The 14,905-nt window shown below is 70.8% G+C and carries 12 protein-coding genes; 4 read left to right on the top strand and 8 right to left on the bottom strand.

What is annotated here, in order from left to right; genetic code table 11:
• The 3 genes from D9V37_RS20780 to dnaK all read right to left on the bottom strand — a co-directional run.
• On the bottom strand, positions 1–648 hold a 648-nt coding region (locus D9V37_RS20780), incomplete at its 3' end, for a DnaJ domain-containing protein (RefSeq protein ID WP_232524977.1).
• A 77-nt stretch (positions 649–725) separates the two neighbouring features.
• On the bottom strand, positions 726–1,319 hold the full coding sequence (grpE, locus tag D9V37_RS17130; RefSeq protein WP_332835760.1) for a nucleotide exchange factor GrpE: 594 nt from the start codon (positions 1,317–1,319) through the stop codon (positions 726–728).
• The gene (gene dnaK / locus D9V37_RS17135; protein WP_121807348.1) at positions 1,316–3,175 is read right to left on the bottom strand and encodes a molecular chaperone DnaK; all 1,860 of its coding nucleotides are present in this window, start codon (positions 3,173–3,175) and stop codon (positions 1,316–1,318) included. The genes grpE and dnaK overlap by 4 nt, the downstream gene beginning before the upstream one ends.
• 292 nt (positions 3,176–3,467) lie before the next feature.
• Between dnaK and zwf the strand changes: the two genes are divergently transcribed.
• Genes zwf through D9V37_RS17150 form a run of 3 tightly spaced genes read left to right on the top strand, consistent with a single transcriptional unit; the run spans position 3,468 to position 6,376 of the window.
• The gene (gene zwf, locus D9V37_RS17140) at positions 3,468–4,910 is read left to right on the top strand and encodes a glucose-6-phosphate dehydrogenase (RefSeq protein ID WP_121807349.1); all 1,443 of its coding nucleotides are present in this window, start codon (positions 3,468–3,470) and stop codon (positions 4,908–4,910) included.
• Positions 4,911–4,947: 37 nt separating this feature from the next.
• A complete protein-coding gene (locus D9V37_RS17145) occupies positions 4,948–5,475 on the top strand; it encodes a DUF3093 family protein (protein ID WP_158604508.1) in 528 nt (175 codons plus the stop codon).
• A gap of 55 nt (positions 5,476–5,530) precedes the next feature.
• Entirely contained in the window at positions 5,531–6,376 is an 846-nt protein-coding gene (locus D9V37_RS17150; RefSeq protein WP_121807351.1) for an aldo/keto reductase, read from the top strand.
• Between the two features lie 34 nt (positions 6,377–6,410).
• Here D9V37_RS17150 and D9V37_RS17155 read toward each other — a convergent pair whose 3' ends face one another.
• The 5 genes from D9V37_RS17155 to D9V37_RS17175 form a co-directional block, all read right to left on the bottom strand.
• On the bottom strand, positions 6,411–7,067 hold the full coding sequence (locus tag D9V37_RS17155) for a hypothetical protein (RefSeq protein ID WP_121807352.1): 657 nt from the start codon (positions 7,065–7,067) through the stop codon (positions 6,411–6,413).
• 14 nt (positions 7,068–7,081) lie between these two features.
• Positions 7,082–7,354 carry a hypothetical protein gene (locus D9V37_RS17160; protein ID WP_121807353.1) on the bottom strand — a complete coding sequence of 91 codons (273 nt, stop codon included), beginning with the start codon at positions 7,352–7,354 and terminating at the stop codon, positions 7,082–7,084.
• A gap of 12 nt (positions 7,355–7,366) precedes the next feature.
• Positions 7,367–8,890: a hypothetical protein gene (locus tag D9V37_RS17165; protein WP_121807354.1), complete on the bottom strand. Its 1,524-nt coding sequence runs from the start codon at positions 8,888–8,890 to the stop codon at positions 7,367–7,369.
• Positions 8,887–9,729 (bottom strand): hypothetical protein, encoded by an 843-nt coding sequence (locus D9V37_RS17170; protein ID WP_147455992.1) that lies wholly within the window; start codon positions 9,727–9,729, stop codon positions 8,887–8,889. Before D9V37_RS17170 ends, D9V37_RS17165 begins: the two co-directional genes overlap by 4 nt.
• 107 nt (positions 9,730–9,836) lie before the next feature.
• Positions 9,837–10,112, bottom strand: a complete 276-nt coding sequence (locus tag D9V37_RS17175) for a WXG100 family type VII secretion target (protein ID WP_121807356.1) — start codon at positions 10,110–10,112, stop codon at positions 9,837–9,839.
• Positions 10,113–10,288: 176 nt separating this feature from the next.
• Here D9V37_RS17175 and D9V37_RS17180 point away from each other — a divergent pair, with 176 nt between their 5' ends.
• Positions 10,289–14,902 (top strand): FtsK/SpoIIIE domain-containing protein, encoded by a 4,614-nt coding sequence (locus tag D9V37_RS17180; RefSeq protein ID WP_121807357.1) that lies wholly within the window; start codon positions 10,289–10,291, stop codon positions 14,900–14,902.
• The last annotated feature ends 3 nt before the right edge of the window (positions 14,903–14,905 follow it).

The raw sequence follows: 14,905 nt of genomic DNA on the forward strand, positions 1-14,905 counted from the left end.
GACCAGCTGCCGGCCGTGGCACTGCGGGCAGGTCTCGTTCATCATGAAGCCGCCGCCGACCGACGATGCGACGGTGCCGGCGCCGTCGCAGGTCGGGCACACGTGCGGCCGCGTGCCCGGCTTGCCGCCGGTGCCCTGGCAGTGGGAGCACGGAGCGTCGGAGGAGAGCCGCAGCGGCAGCGTCGTGCCGTCGATGGCCTCCTTGAACCCGATGGTCGCCTCGGCCTCGATGTCGGCGCCGGGGCGCGCCTGCTGTCGCGTCGTGCGCCGGCCGCCCGCACCGCCGCCCCCGAAGAGGTCGCCGAACAGGTCGCCGAAGTCGAACTGCTGCCCGCCCCCGCCCGTCGACGTCCGCCCGCCGCCGAAGCCGCCCGGGAACCCGCCGGGGAAGCCCCCGCCGAACCCACCGGAGGCCGCCGCGGCGCGCAGCTCGTCGTACTCCTTGCGCTTCTTCTCGTCCCCCACGACGTCGTAGGCCTCGGCGACCTCCTTGAAGCGGGCGTGCTTCTTCTCATCGCCCGGGTTGGAGTCGGGGTGGTTCTCCTTGGCCAGCTTGCGGTAGGCCTTCTTGATGTCCTTGGCGTCGGCGTCCTTCGCCACGCCGAGGATCCGGTAGAAGTCCTTGGTCGCCCAGTCGGCACTGCTCATGGGGTCACCCCTCCTCTCGTTGCTTCATCGTTCTCGGTCTCGAGGCGACGCTGGCGCGCCCCCTCGACCAGCGACCCTCACTCAGGGTCGAGCACCGTCACCTTGGCGGCCCGGACGACACGCTCGCCGATCCGGTAGCCGGCCTGCGCGACGTGCTCCACCGTCGTGGTGGTCACCTCGGCGGAGTGGCCGTGCATCAGCGCCTCGTGCAGATTGGGGTCGAACTCCTCGCCGCTGGCGCCGAACTTGGTCAGCCCCAGCCCCGCGACCACCCTGTCGAGGGAGTCGGCCACGGCCTTGAAGCCGCCCTCGACCTCGCCGGCCTCGCGGGCCCGGTCGATGTCGTCGAGCACCGGCAGCAGCGAGCTGAGCACGGAGAACGTGGCGTTCTGCCGCACCAGCTCGCGGTCGCGGTCGACGCGCCGCTTGTAGTTGACGTACTCGGCCTGGATCCGCTGCAGGTCGGCGGTGCGCTCGGCCAGCTGCTGGGCGAGCGGGTCGGCCCCGGCGCCCGAGACCTGGTCGCTCGACACGCCGTCCGCCGACACCTCGTCCTGAGGCTCGAGCGGGCCACCCTCCTCGACCCAGTTGTCGACTCCGGAGATCTCCTCGGCGTCGGGGGCAGGAGGGGCCGACCGGTCGACCGGCCCCTCCGGGTGCTCCTGGGTCACTTCTTCTCGCCCTCGGGCTCGTCGTCGACGATCTCGGCGTCGACGATCTCGTCCTCGCCCGCCTGCTCGGCCTGCTCGGCGGCCTGCTCACCGGACGCGGACTCCTCCGCGGCCGACTGCTCGTACATCGCCGCGCCCATCTTCTGGCTGGACTCGCCCAGCTTGGTGATCGCGGCGTTGAACGCATCAGTCTCCGTGCCGTCGTCCTCCAGCAGCTTCTTGAGCGCGTCGACGTCGCCCTGCACCTCGGACTTGATGTCCTCGGGCAGCTTGTCGCCGTTGTCGGAGAGGAACTTCTCGGTGTTGTAGACCAGACCGTCGGCCTGGTTGCGCGTCTCGATCGACTCGCGACGCTTGCGGTCCTCGTCGGCGTACTGCTCGGCCTCGTTGACCATCCGGTCGATCTCGTCCTTCGACAGCGCGCTGCCGCCGGAGATCGTCATCGACTGCTCCTTGCCCGTGCCGCGGTCCTTGGCGGAGACGTGCACGATGCCGTTGGCGTCGATGTCGAAGGTGACCTCGATCTGCGGGATGCCGCGCGGTGCCGGCGGCAGGCCGGTGAGCTCGAAGTTGCCCAGCGGCTGGTTCTGCGACCACATCTGGCGCTCGCCCTGGGCCACCTTGATCTCCACCGACGGCTGGTTGTCGTCGGCGGTGCTGAACACCTCGGACTTCTTGGTCGGGATGGTGGTGTTGCGCTCGATCAGCGCGTGCATCACGCCGCCCTTGGTCTCGATGCCCAGGCTCAGCGGGGTCACGTCGAGCAGCAGCACGTCCTTGACCTCGCCCTTGAGGACGCCGGCCTGCAGGGCGGCGCCGATGGCGACGACCTCGTCGGGGTTGACGCCCTTGTTGGGCTCCTTGCCACCGAGCAGCTCGCGCACGACGTCGGTGACGGCGGGCATCCGGGTGGAGCCGCCGACGAGCACGACGTGGTCGATCTTGGAGACGTCGACGCCGGCGTCCTTGATGACCGACCGGAACGGCGACTTGGTGCGGTCGAGCAGGTCGGCGGTCAGCTTCTGGAACTCCGAGCGCGTCAGCCGCTCCTCGAAGTGGAGCGGACCGGACTCGCCGTGGGTGATGTAGGGCAGGTGCACGGTGGTCTCGCTGGAGGAGGACAGCTCGATCTTCGCCTTCTCAGCGGCCTCCTGGAGGCGCTGCAGCGCGATCTTGTCCTGGCTCAGGTCGACGCCGTTGCCGTCCTTGAACTTCTTGACCATCCAGTCGACGATCCGCTGGTCCCAGTCGTCGCCGCCGAGGTGGTTGTCGCCCGAGGTCGCCTTGACCTCCACGACACCCTCGCCGATCTCGAGCAGGGACACGTCGAACGTGCCGCCACCGAGGTCGAAGACCAAGATGGTCTGGTCGGTCTCGCCCTTGTCGAGGCCGTAGGCCAGCGCGGCCGCGGTGGGCTCGTTGACGATCCGGCTGACGTTGAGGCCCGCGATCTCGCCGGCCTCCTTGGTGGCCTGGCGCTGGGAGTCGGAGAAGTACGCCGGCACCGTGATGACGGCATCGGTGACGGTCTCGCCCAGGTAGGCCTCGGCGTCGCGCTTGAGCTTCTGCAGCACGAACGCGCTGATCTGCTGGGGGGTAAAGGACTTGTCGTCGATCTTCACCGTCCAGTCGGTGCCCATGTGCCGCTTGACCGACCGGATGGTCCGGTCGACGTTGGTGACGGCCTGCCGCTTGGCGACCTCGCCGACGAGCACCTCGCCGGACTTGGAGAACGCCACGACCGACGGCGTCGTGCGGGCGCCCTCGGCGTTGGCGATGACGGTGGGCTCGCCGCCCTCCAGGACGGACACGACGGAGTTCGTCGTACCCAGGTCGATACCGACCGCTCGTGCCATGTCTGCTACCTCTTCTTCTCGGTGTTCACGTCTAGTGAGCAGCGTGGTGGTTCTGCTCCGGTGGAGTCAAACAAGTTGAGTGCGCTGCGCTCAAGTCTGACATCTGGTCCAACGGCCGAGGTCGGCGGGAGATTCCCGATCGGCGCAATCGGGTTCGCACACGCCTCGACGCGGTGGCCGATCGGCCTCCGCGGCCGCGGCTGCGCTCGCGCTGCGGCCCCACCACCGACTGGGCCGGGATCGGCAACACGGGCGTCATCCGGACCGGGCGGCGAGGTGCGACAGTTAGGACATGGCCACCGCACCGACCACCGTCGTCCTGTTCGGCGCGACCGGCGACCTCTCGCGCCGCAAGCTGCTGCCGGGGCTGATGCACCTGTTCGAGACCGGCCTGGTCGACCAGATCCAGGTCGTCGGCACCTCGTTGGACGAGCTGGACCGCGACGGGTTCGTCGACTTCGCCCGCAAGGCCGTGGAGGAGTTCGGCGGCGAGCGCGACCTCACCGTGTGGGACGACTTCGCGCCCCGGTTGCACTGGGCTCCCGGCGCCGAGGGACCCAACGGCCTGCGGCGAGCCGTCGAGGACGCGGAGAAGGCCGCCGGAGTCTTTGGCGAGAGCCAGCGCCTGCACTACCTCAGCGTGCCGCCGAAGGCGGCGCTCGCCGTCGTCCACGAGCTGGAGGAGGCGGGCCTGGCCGAACGCAGCCGGATCATCATGGAGAAGCCGTTCGGCGTCGACCTGGCCTCGGCCGTCGAGCTCAACAACGAGCTGCACGAGGTGTTCGCCGAGGACCAGATCTTCCGCATCGACCACTTCTTGGGCAAAGAGGCCGCCCAGAACATCTTGGCCTTCAGGTTCGGCAACGGGCTCTTCGAGCCGATCTGGCACCGCAACCACATCGACCACATCCAGATCGACGTCCCGGAGTCGCTCGGCCTGGAGCAGCGGGCCAACTTCTACGAGTCGACCGGTGCCTATCGCGACATGGTGGTCACCCACCTGTTCCAGATCATGGCCTTCACCGCGATGGAGCCGCCCACCGCGCTCGAGCCCTTCGCGATCAGCGAGGAGAAGAACAAGGTCTTCCGCTCGATGAGCCCGATCGAGCCCCACGACGTGGTCCGCGGCCAGTTCGTCGGGTACCGCGACATCCCCGGGGTCAAGCCCGACTCCGAGACCGAGACGTTCATCGCACTGCGCTGCTACATCGACAACTGGCGCTGGGCGGGGGTGCCGTTCTACCTGCGCACCGGCAAGGAGATGGCCGAGGGCGCGCGCATCATCTCGATCGCCTTCCGCGAGCCGCCGCGCTCGATGTTCCCGCCCGGCTCCGGCGTCGGCGACCACGGCCCGGACCATCTGACCTTCGACCTCGCCGACCGGGCCAAGATGTCGTTGTCGTTCTACGGCAAGCGTCCCGGCCCCGGCATGAAGCTGGACAAGCTCTCGATGCAGTTCGCCATGGGCGACACCGGGTGGGCGGGCGCGGTGCTGGAGGCCTACGAACGGCTGATCTACGACGCCATCCGCGGTGACCGCACGCTGTTCACCTCGGCCCAGGGCATCGAGCGCCTCTGGGAGATCTCCCAGCCCCTCTTGGAGAACCCCCCGGTGGTCCGCCCCTACGCGAAGGGCTCCTGGGGCCCCAACGCGATCCACCAGCTCGTCGCTCCCGCCACCTGGCGGCTCCCCTTCGAGCGTGGCTGGCGCGACCCGAACGCAGCGGGCGCCTGACGGTCCCGCGCGCACCGGGGTTGGTAGCGTCCGCGCCGTGCCGCAGACCATCTACCGCAAGAGCCGGGTCAGCCCGCGGGCGTGGGCGCTCCCCGTCGTCCTCTGGGTGATCGCCGCCGTGGTCATCGTGGTCTTCTTTCCGGGCGTGAGCACCAGCGCCACCGTGCTCGCCGCCACCCTGCCGACAGCGATCGTGCTCGCGATCTGGCTGCTCACCTTGTGGTCGATGAACCGCTACGGCAGCCTGCGCTTGACCGCCGAGACGCTGTTCGTCGGCCGCGACACGGTGCCGGTCGACCAGATCGACCCCGCCTCGGTGCACGGCGCCGACAGCCGCCCGCCCGGCGCGCTCGAGCGCACCGTCACCTCGGCCGCCACGGTGCAGCCGCCCGGCCAGGGGCCGACGTCGGCCGACATGGACCGGCTGCTCGGTGGCGCCTACGGCTCCACCCTGGGTGACGACGTCGTGGTGATCCGGATGCGGAACGGCTCGCGCTACGGCGTGCCCACCACCGATCGCGCACGGCTACTGGCCGCGCTCCGCGAGGTGGTCCCCACCCCCTGAGGTGGGATCACCACCCCAGCCGGAATACCCGTCGGCACTGCTCGTTGCTACTTCTATGAGCGTTCTCGACCTGACTCTGAACAACGGCATCACGATCCCCCAGCTCGGCTTCGGTGTGTTCCAGATCCCGCCGGAAGAGACCGCGAAGGCGGTCGCGACCGCACTCGAGGTCGGCTACCGCCACATCGACACCGCCGAGATGTACGGCAACGAGGCGGAGGTCGGCGCCGCGATTCGCGCGTCGGGCGTCCCGCGCAACGAGATCTTCGTGACCAGCAAGCTCAACAACGGCTTCCACCAGCCCGACCAGGCCCGCGCCGCCTTCCAGGGCACGCTGGAGGCGCTCGACATCGGCTACGTCGACCTGTTCCTCATCCACTGGCCGCTGCCCACCCTCTACGGCGGCGACTACGTCTCCACGTGGGAGACCCTGGTCGAGTTCACCGCCGACGGCCGCGCCCGGTCGGTGGGCGTGAGCAACTTCCAGCCCGACCACCTCGACCGGCTGGCGGCGCAGACCGGCACGGTGCCCGCCGTCAACCAGATCGAGGTGCACCCCTACTTCGGCAACGAGGCGGCCCGCAAGGCCAGCCACGACCGCAACATCCTCGTCGAGGCGTGGTCGCCGATCGCGCAGGGCGGCGTGCTGGAGGACGAGACGATCGTCGGCATCGCCCAGAAGTACGACAAGACGCCGGCCCAGGTCGTGCTGCGCTGGCACCTCGAGCGCGGCGACATCATCTTCCCCAAGTCCACCCACGAGGAGCGGATGCGCGAGAACTTCGCGCTCTTCGACATCGAGCTGAGCCCCGACGACGTCGAGGCGATCAGCGCGCTGGACAAGGGCGAGGAGGGTCGCACCGGCCCGAACCCCGACACCTTCGCCTACATCCCCGACTGACTGTCCGAGCCGCTCGGCGCGGCGGTGGGGCACCTCAGCGACGTCGCCGGGCCAGCGAGGCCAAGGCGCCCACCGCTCGGGCGGTGTCGGCGGCGGCGTGAACCGCCGAACTCGCCAGCGTCTCGGTGGCAGACGGGAGGTCGGCCAGCTCGAGCAGCTCGAGCAGGAGAAGCTCGGCCGCCAATGTGCCGGCCTCCCAGCGGGTCACGTGCCGCCGGCCTGTACCCCGGCGCTGCATCCGGATGCGAGCAGGGTGCGCTCCTGGCCGCTCACCGCGGGCCAGCAGCGCCGGTGAGCGGTGCCAGCGCCGGCCGTCGAGGTGAACGGTCCACGCGTGCCCGTCGCCGCGCACCAGCAGGTGCTCGATCTGACTGCCTCCCCCCGCCGGCTCGACCCACTCCTGCTGCACGGTGAGCTCGCGGCCGAGCACCGTGAAGCGTCGGATCCGGACCGAGCCGACGACGTCCTCGTCGGCGGGCGCCCAACTGAACCGGGCCAGCTGGGCGCCTGCGGCGGTGAGGTTGAGCTCCCGAGCTGCCACGCCGGCGCTCACCGCGGTCCGGTCGACCTCGAACTCGGCCAGCAGCTCCGAGTCACCGCGAGCGTGGGCCCGCACGGCCGTGCGCTGGTCCACCGTGAGCAGCTCCTCGACAGACTGCTCACCGGCCTCCAGGGTCGTCGACCAGTCCATGCCCGATGCAGCCCTCAGTGGGCGCCGCTGGTGGCGTTGGCCTGCTCGGTCTTCTCGGCTGCGCGGGCCTGCCCTTCCACCTTGGTGGCCTCCTCGCGGATCCCCTCGGCGGCCCGCTGGGCGGCGCCGCGGTAGCCCTTGATGGCACCACGAACCTCCGTGGCGTTGTCGCAGTCCCAGGTGCTGCCCGCCGCCGCGGTGTTCGCGGCGTCGCAGCAGACCTCGATGTCGGATGCGAGCGCGCGCAGCAGCCGCGCCTTTTGGAAGAGGTCGTCTGAGTGAGCCATGCCTGACGTCTCCTAGAACCAGTTGCCCGGGTTGACCGGTGAGTCCTTGACGGCGTCGACCGCATCGCCGAGGCCGTCCTTGACGTCGTCGACGGTGTCGCTGACCTTGTCCTTCACGGTGTTGTAGGCATCGCTCGCCTTGTCGCCGACCCACTTCCCGGCGTCGGAGACCGCGCCGGTGACGTCGTCCCAGTGCTCGACCAGGCGCGCGCCGCCGTAGACGATGCCGGTGACCGCCACCGCACCCCAGGTGACCGGGTTGGGCGCGATCATCGCCGCGGTGAGCGAGGCGTTGAAGCCCACCTCGGCGACGTCGCCGATGACCTTCGCCTTGCCCTGGGTGCCACCCTCGCTCCATGCCTTCTGGAGCTCGCCCGACCGGAAGCCGTTGACCACACCGATGGTGGAGTCGACGGTGGCGAACGCGCTGCCGGCCACCCCCAGCACCCGCAGCGCACCGCCGACCTTGGCCACCTGGGCGAACTTGCCGGCCACCCCCTCGCCGTCGGCGAACACCTTGAGCAGGTTGGTGGCGTTGCGGCCCACCGTGACGGTCTCGGTGACGCCCCCGCGCACGACGGTGGTGGTCCACGGCCGGCCGAAGATGTTGCCGGTCAGCGCGGCGAGCTTGCTCGAGGCCGGCGTCTTGGTGAGGTCGACCAGCTTGTCCATGTTGGACTTGATGAGCGGGTTGTTGAGGATCTTGGCCGACATCGAGAGCTGGCCCTCGCCGTTGGTGGCCTCGCGGGCGGCGTTGAGGGCGTCCTCGAAGCTCTGCGACTTCAAGATGTACTTCACGGCTTGGCCCTTGAGCCAGGGCAGGGTGCTGCCCGGCGCCGTCAGCGTGCGCCGCGGACCGGTGTAGAGGTCGTCGACGAGCTTGATGCCCTTCTGCAGCCACTGCGCCTGGTTGAGCAGGCCACGCGCCCGCAGCGCGTCCTGGCCCATCTCGCCGTAGCGGCTGGTGACCTTGAACAGCAGCCCGTAGGCCTGGCTCTTCGACAGGTTGGCCACCGCCACCGACGCCATGCCACCTGCCTGCAGCAGGTTCTGGTACTCGTGGAAGGCGTGGATGCCCTTGCTGATCAGCTCGCCGTGGCTGCCCAGTAGGGGCAGGTGCTCGACAGCCTTGGTCTCCACCTTCTCCAGCCAGTCGGAGAAGTTCTGCGAGCCGTCCCAGCTCAAGATGCTGGAGTCGTCGCCCGACAGCTTCGCCTTCTGCGCCCCCTCCAGGGTGTAGAGCTGCTCGTCGACCGGCATCGAGGCGCCTGCCATCGCCTTCAACTGCGCCTCGGAGGCGCTGAACCCGTCGAACTTCGTCTGGTGGGCCTCCATGCGGTGGATCAGCCCGACCCGTGCGCGCAGGTCGATCGCGGTCTCGGTGGCCCAGGTCGAGAGCGTGCGCAGCTGGCCGACCTCGTGACCGACGTCGAGGGAGTCAGCGGTGCGCAGCATGCCCGGCACGTCGTCGGCCAGCGCGGTCAGCTTGTCGGCGGTGGCCTTGAGGACGTCGGCGTCGACGAACGAGCCGCTCACACCAGTGCCCCGCTCGCGGCGGCGCCGGCCTCCAGCTCACCCTTGGCGGGAAGGAGATCGCTCAGCGCCTGCCACAGGTCGCCACCGCTGGTGGGGACGAAGGTGGCATCGGGATCGGCCGCGATGTCCTCGGGGTGCAGCGGCTCGGCCGGCGTGGTGCGCACCCAGAAGCCGCCGGGTCCGCAGTCCCACACGGCCAGGCCGCGAGCGTGGGCGCGCGAGTCGGGACCCCAGACGCAGGTGACCCGCCACGTGGCCTGCAAGGTGGCGAGGACGGCCAGCCACATCTCGCGCTGATCGGTCTCCATGGAGCCGAGGATGTCGTCGAGCGTAGCGATCGCGACGGTGCGCACGTCCTCCCACTCGGTGTGCTCCGAGGCGGCGGCGAACGCCGCCATCAAGGAACCCACCGTCGAGAACGACGCCGCGACCGGCCGCGAGACCGGCGGCGGGGTGCTGCGACGGAAGCCGACGAGCCGGGCCAGCACCCAGATCAGCTGCGGCAGCGCGTCACGGGTGTAGACCGTCTCGTCGCGGCCTGGCCAGGGGTCGGTGTACCAGATCGTCTCGTCACCGCCCACGACCACGTGCGCGGTCACCTGACCGCGGTCGCTGGCGGACTCGACGAAGAGCTCGATGAGCGGGCGCGACATGGCCAGCGCCAGGTCGGCCACCAACGGATGGATCTCCCCGTCGGCGGTGAGCAGTCCTGCCGTGCTCAGCTCCTCGCGCGTGGCTGCGTCGACCCCGGCGGACTCGCCGTTGCTCACCGCTCGCAGCGCTTCGAGATGATCGTCGCTGACTGACAGCCGTCGTCGCATCGTGTCCAGTGCGGGCACGCGGCGCTCCCCCTCGGTCGTGTGTCGTCGATGTGGTCGTGCCTGGTGATGACGAACCGGGCACCGCCGCGGTGGCGGTGCCCGGTCCGGTGCAGCCGTGGAGGGCCTCAGATGGAGGCGGACTCCCCGGTAGCTGCAGCGATGTTGTTGTGCTGGGTGCGCACGTCGTCGCGCCCCTCGTGCAGCGCGGTCTGCAGCTTGTCGAACGCCGGCTTGAAGTCGTTCCAGGCCGAGCGGAACTTGTCCGCGTTGTGGCCCTTCCAGACGGCCTGGTTCAGGTGACCGTCACCCTTCGACTTCATGTCCTGCGCCTGGTCGCCGAGCTCGCCCAGACCCTTGTGCAGGTTCCGCAGCGTCTCGAGATCGCCACCAACTTCCGGCATGATCCTTGCCCCCTTCGAGGGATGTGTCACGGCCCGCGAAGGCCCTTGTTAGGTGAGGATTTACCACCGTCCGGCGCCCCCCAAACATCGGATTCACAAGTTGTTGAGGAGCCGCCAGGCGCCCCGGTCGCGGATATCCTGGGTGGGCACGTCTCGTGCGGACGAGGGGACTCCTGGTGCGACTGCTCATCACGGCCGTCATCGACGGCGACCCCGTCGACCTCGCCATCGACGCCGAGGACGACGCCCGGGTGCGCGATCTGGCCACCGTCATCGCCGGGGCGTACCCGCGCGTCCACGCCGCCGCTCTCGCTGCCGCCGCGCCGGTCGGAGCGCCGTCGCTGCGCGTCGTCGGCCGCAGCGAGGAGAGCACGCCGCGGCTCCCGCCGCCGGACCTGTTCTGCGACACCGATCTGCTCGACCCCGACGAGCCGCTGACGCACAGCCGGGTGCGCCACGGGGTGGTGCTCGGCGTCGGCAAGCCCGCGCCGGGATCCTTCGCCGAACCGGCCGGGCTGCTCGAGGTGCGCATCAGCAGTGGTGCCGGCGCCGGCACCGTCGCCCGGCTCGGCGCCGGCGAGTACACCGTCGGCGGCGGCGCGGACTGCGACGTCGTGCTGCCGGACCTGGGCCTGCCCGAGCGGTGCCTGTGCCTGCTGGTGCGCGTCGACGGCACGGTGGAGCTGGTGCCCGACGCCGGCGTCGTCGGCCGCTCGCGGCCTGCCCCGGTGCGGGCGCGGCCGTTGGAGGGCCCGATCGTCCTGGACATCCACAAGCAGCGGGTGCCCAAGAAGCCGAAGCCGGGCTCGACGCTGCCCGACGGCACGGTGACGGCCGACCCGATGGGCGACATCCCCCTGCTGCACATGGATCGCAAGCCCGTCGAGGCACCGCAGGACTGGCCGGTGGGCCAGACGCTCGCCGTCGGCACCACCCTGCTCGACCTGGTGCGGGTGTCCGCGCCGGACGCCTCGCTGTCGCCCAACCCGGCCGGCGCCACCCTCGACTACAACCGACCGCCGCGATTGCTGCCGCCCGACCGGCGCACCAGCTTCGGGCTGCCCAACGAGCCGCAGCGGCCGGAGAAGACGCCGATCCCGCTCCTGATGATCTTCATCCCGATCGCCCTCGGCGGGGCGATGCTCGCCATCACCCACAGTGCGTACTCCCTGCTGTTCATGCTGATGTCGCCGATGATGGCCATCGGCAACTACGTCAGCGGCAAGCGCTCGGGCAAGCAGCGCTACACCGACCAGGCCAGCGACTACGCCGAGCGGATGCACAAGATCCAGCAGGACGCCCTGGCGGCGTTGGTGGAGGAGCGCACGGCCCGGCGCCGTGACTTCGCCGACCCGGCCGAGATCATCATGACCGCCGTCGGCCCGCGCTCGCGGTTGTGGGAGCGCCGCCAGACCGACCCCGACTTCCTCGTGGCGCGCCTCGGCACGGCAGACCAGCCCTCCGACGTCACGGTGAGCAACCCGGCGCGGGAGAGCCACGAGGGCGACCTGGCGTGGACGGCGCCCGACGTCCCGGTCACCGTCGACCTCGCCGAGGTGGGCGTCACCGGCATCGCCGGCCCGGCCGAGGAGCGGCTCGGGCTGGCGCGCTGGATCATCGGCCAGACCGCCGTGCTGCAGACCCCGGCCGACGTCGACATGGTGCTCCTCACCGATGTCGGCGGCGACGCGGACTGGAACTGGGTGCGCTGGTTGCCGCACGTGCGCTCCGACGCCGGCGACTCCGAGCTGGTCCACATCGGCGTCGACGAGGAGAGCACCGCTCGTCGCGTCAGCGAGCTGATGGCCGAGATGCAGCAGCGGCACGAGGCATTGGGCGAGGGCTCCGGAGGGCTCGGTGGCGGCGCCAACAAGCTGGCGGCGTTCCAGCCGATGCTGATCGTGCTCGACGGCGCCCGCCGGCTGCGGCTGCTGCCCGGCGTGCCGGAGCTGCTGCAGCTCGGGCCGCGCGTGCGCATGTACTTCGTGTGCCTCGACGCCGATGCGCGGCTGCTGCCCGAGGAGTGCAACGCGGTCGTCAACGCCGTGCACGGCGACTTCTCGCTGAGCGTGACCGGACGTCCGGTCGTCGAGGGCGTCCGGCCCGACCTGGTGAGCATCTCGTGGGCCGAGATGCTGGCCCGCACCCTCGCGCCGATCCGCGACGTCAGCGACGTCGAGGCGGGCGGGTCGCTGCCTGGCTCGTCGCGGCTGCTCTCTGTGATCCGGCTCGACCCGCCGTCGGTCGAGGCGGTGCTGGAGCGGTGGACCTCCGTCGGCCGCACTACGGAGGCGGTCATCGGCGAGAGCGCCGACGGTGCGTTCGCCATCGACATGGTCCGCGACGGTCCGCACGGTCTGGTGGCCGGCACCACCGGCGCCGGCAAGTCCGAGCTGCTGCAGACGATCATCGCCTCGCTGGCCATCAACAACCGGCCCGACGAGATGAACTACGTGCTCATCGACTACAAGGGCGGCGCGGCCTTCAAGGACTGCAACAACCTGCCCCACACGGTCGGCATGGTCACCGACCTCGACGGCCACCTCACCACGCGAGCGCTGGAGAGCCTGGGCGCGGAGCTGCGGCGCCGCGAGCACCAGCTGGCGGCCGCCGACGCCAAGGACATCGAGGACTACCTGGCGGCCAAGGGCCCCGACGACGAGCCGATGCCGCGGCTGCTGATCGTGATCGACGAGTTCGCCGCGCTCGTGGCCGAGCTGCCCGACTTCGTCACCGGCCTGGTCGACATCGCCCGACGCGGCCGCTCGCTCGGTGTCCACCTGATCTTGGCCACCCAGCGCCCGGCCGGCGTCGTGAGCGCGGAGATCAAGTCCAACACCAACCTGCGCATCGCGCTGCGGGTCACCGACAGCGGCGACTCCTCCGACGTCATCGAGGCGCCCGACGCCGCCCAGATCGCGAAGGCGACGCCCGGTCGCGCCTACGCCCGGCTCGGGCACTCCAGCCTGATCCCGTTCCAGTCCTCGCGCGTCGGTGGCCGGCCGCGCGGCGAGGACGCCCCGGCCGACATCAACTTGCGCCAGGTCGCCTTCGCCTCACTGGGCACTCCCGAGGAGCGCCGGGCGGCGGCCGAGGAGGACATCTCGATCCCCACCGACCTGGCCGCCTTCGTCACCTCGGCCCGCGAGGCCAGCGCGCGGTCGGGCATCGTCGCACCGCCCAGCCCGTGGCTGCCGGCCATGCCCGAGATCGTCACCCTCGACCAGCTGCTCGAGGAGTTCCCCGCCGCCGTGCCGTCCGAGGACCGTCTCGTGCTGCCGTTCGGCATGGTCGACGTGCCCTCGGAGCAGCGGCGCGACGTCGCCGGCTACGACCTCGCGCGCGGTGGCCATCTCGCCGTCGTCGCGGCCCCACGCGCCGGCCGCTCCACGCTGCTGCGCGCGCTGGCCGGTGCGGTCGCCCGGTTCACCAGTCCGGCCGACGTGCAGGTCTACGGCGTCGACTGCGGCAACAACGCGCTGCTGCCGCTTGTGGGGCTGCCCCACGTCGGCGCCGTGGTGACCCGCGACCAGCGCGACCGGATGGACCGGCTGGTCTCGCGGCTGCAGGCGGTCATCACCGAGCGTCAGCAGTCGCTGGCACTCGGCGGCTACGCCGACGTCACCGAGCAGCGCGCCAGCGTCGCCCCGGAGGAGCGCCTGCCCTACCTCCTGGTGCTCTTCGACCGCTGGGAGGGCTTCTTCCAGGCCTACGACGAGATCGACGGCGGCCGGCTGGTCGCGGCCTGGCAGCAGATCCTGCAGGAGGGTGCCGCGGTCGGCATCAAGGTGGTCGTCACGGGCGACCGCACCCTGACGCTGGGCCGGATGTCGACCCTGATCGACGACAAGCTGATGATGCGGATGGTCGACATGACCGACTTCGGCACCATCGGCATGTCCAGCAAGCAGGTGCCGTCGTCGCTGAGCGAGGGACGCGGCTTCCGCGCCGAGGGGCTGCGCGAGACCCAGGTGGCGCTGCTGGCCGAGGACCCGGCCGGTACGGCCCAGGTCGGCGCGCTGCAGGAGATCGGCCGCGAGGCCGAGACCCGCTACGCCGACCTGCCCCGGGAGCGGCGGCCCTTCCGGCTCGACGTGCTGCCGGTGCAGATCGGGTTGGCCGAGGCCACGGCGCTGCAGGAGCGGCCGCTGGGAGACAGCGAGCTGGTGCTCGCCGTGGGCGGCGACACCCTCGGCCTGCGCACCCTCGACGCGTTCGAGCACGGCCCCGCGCTGCTGGTCACCGGGCCGCGGCGCAGCGGCCGGTCCACGGTGCTGCGCACGATGGCCACGTTCGCGCTGACCAGCGGTTGGAAGGTCGTCGTCGTCACGCCGCGGCTGAGCCCGCTGCGCGACCTGTGCGCCACCAGCCCGGACGTCTACGGCCCCTTCGACGACAGCTCGGACCAGACCGAGGTCACCGCCCTGTTCGCCGAGCTGCGCGACGAGTCGGGCCCGGTGCTGACCCTGGTCGACGACGTGGAGCTGATCGGCGCCGACGGCTGGCTGCCCGAGCTGCTCGGCGACCACATCGACCTGCTGCGCGACTCCGGCTCCGTGCTCGCCGCCGCCGGCTCACCGGCCGACATGGGCGGTCTCTACCGCGGCCCGACCGTGGCGCTGAAGCGGTCGGGGTCGGGCCTCATGCTGGCGCCGGCCTCCACCTCGGACCCCGACATGTTCGGCGCCCGCATGGCCCGCTCGTTGATCGGCCTCCCGATGCCCCCGGGCGGCGGCTACCTGATGCGCACCGGCTCCGCCGAGCGGGTGCAGGTGATCTGGCCGGAGTGAGCG

Origin of the sequence: Nocardioides mangrovicus (genome assembly GCF_003674065.1) — a bacterium.
Taxonomy (GTDB): domain Bacteria; phylum Actinomycetota; class Actinomycetes; order Propionibacteriales; family Nocardioidaceae; genus Marmoricola; species Marmoricola mangrovicus.

Bases quoted from the DNA above. Each gene is read 5' to 3' on its own strand.
- D9V37_RS17175 (WP_121807356.1), bottom strand. From the start codon at position 10,112: ATGCCGGAAGTTGGTGGCGATCTCGAGACGCTGCGGAACCTGCACAAG.
- D9V37_RS17150 (WP_121807351.1), top strand. From the start codon at position 5,531: ATGAGCGTTCTCGACCTGACTCTGAACAACGGCATCACGATCCCCCAG.
- D9V37_RS17160 (WP_121807353.1), bottom strand. From the start codon at position 7,354: ATGGCTCACTCAGACGACCTCTTCCAAAAGGCGCGGCTGCTGCGCGCG.
- zwf (WP_121807349.1), top strand. From the start codon at position 3,468: ATGGCCACCGCACCGACCACCGTCGTCCTGTTCGGCGCGACCGGCGAC.
- dnaK (WP_121807348.1), bottom strand. From the start codon at position 3,175: ATGGCACGAGCGGTCGGTATCGACCTGGGTACGACGAACTCCGTCGTG.
- D9V37_RS17155 (WP_121807352.1), bottom strand. From the start codon at position 7,067: ATGGACTGGTCGACGACCCTGGAGGCCGGTGAGCAGTCTGTCGAGGAG.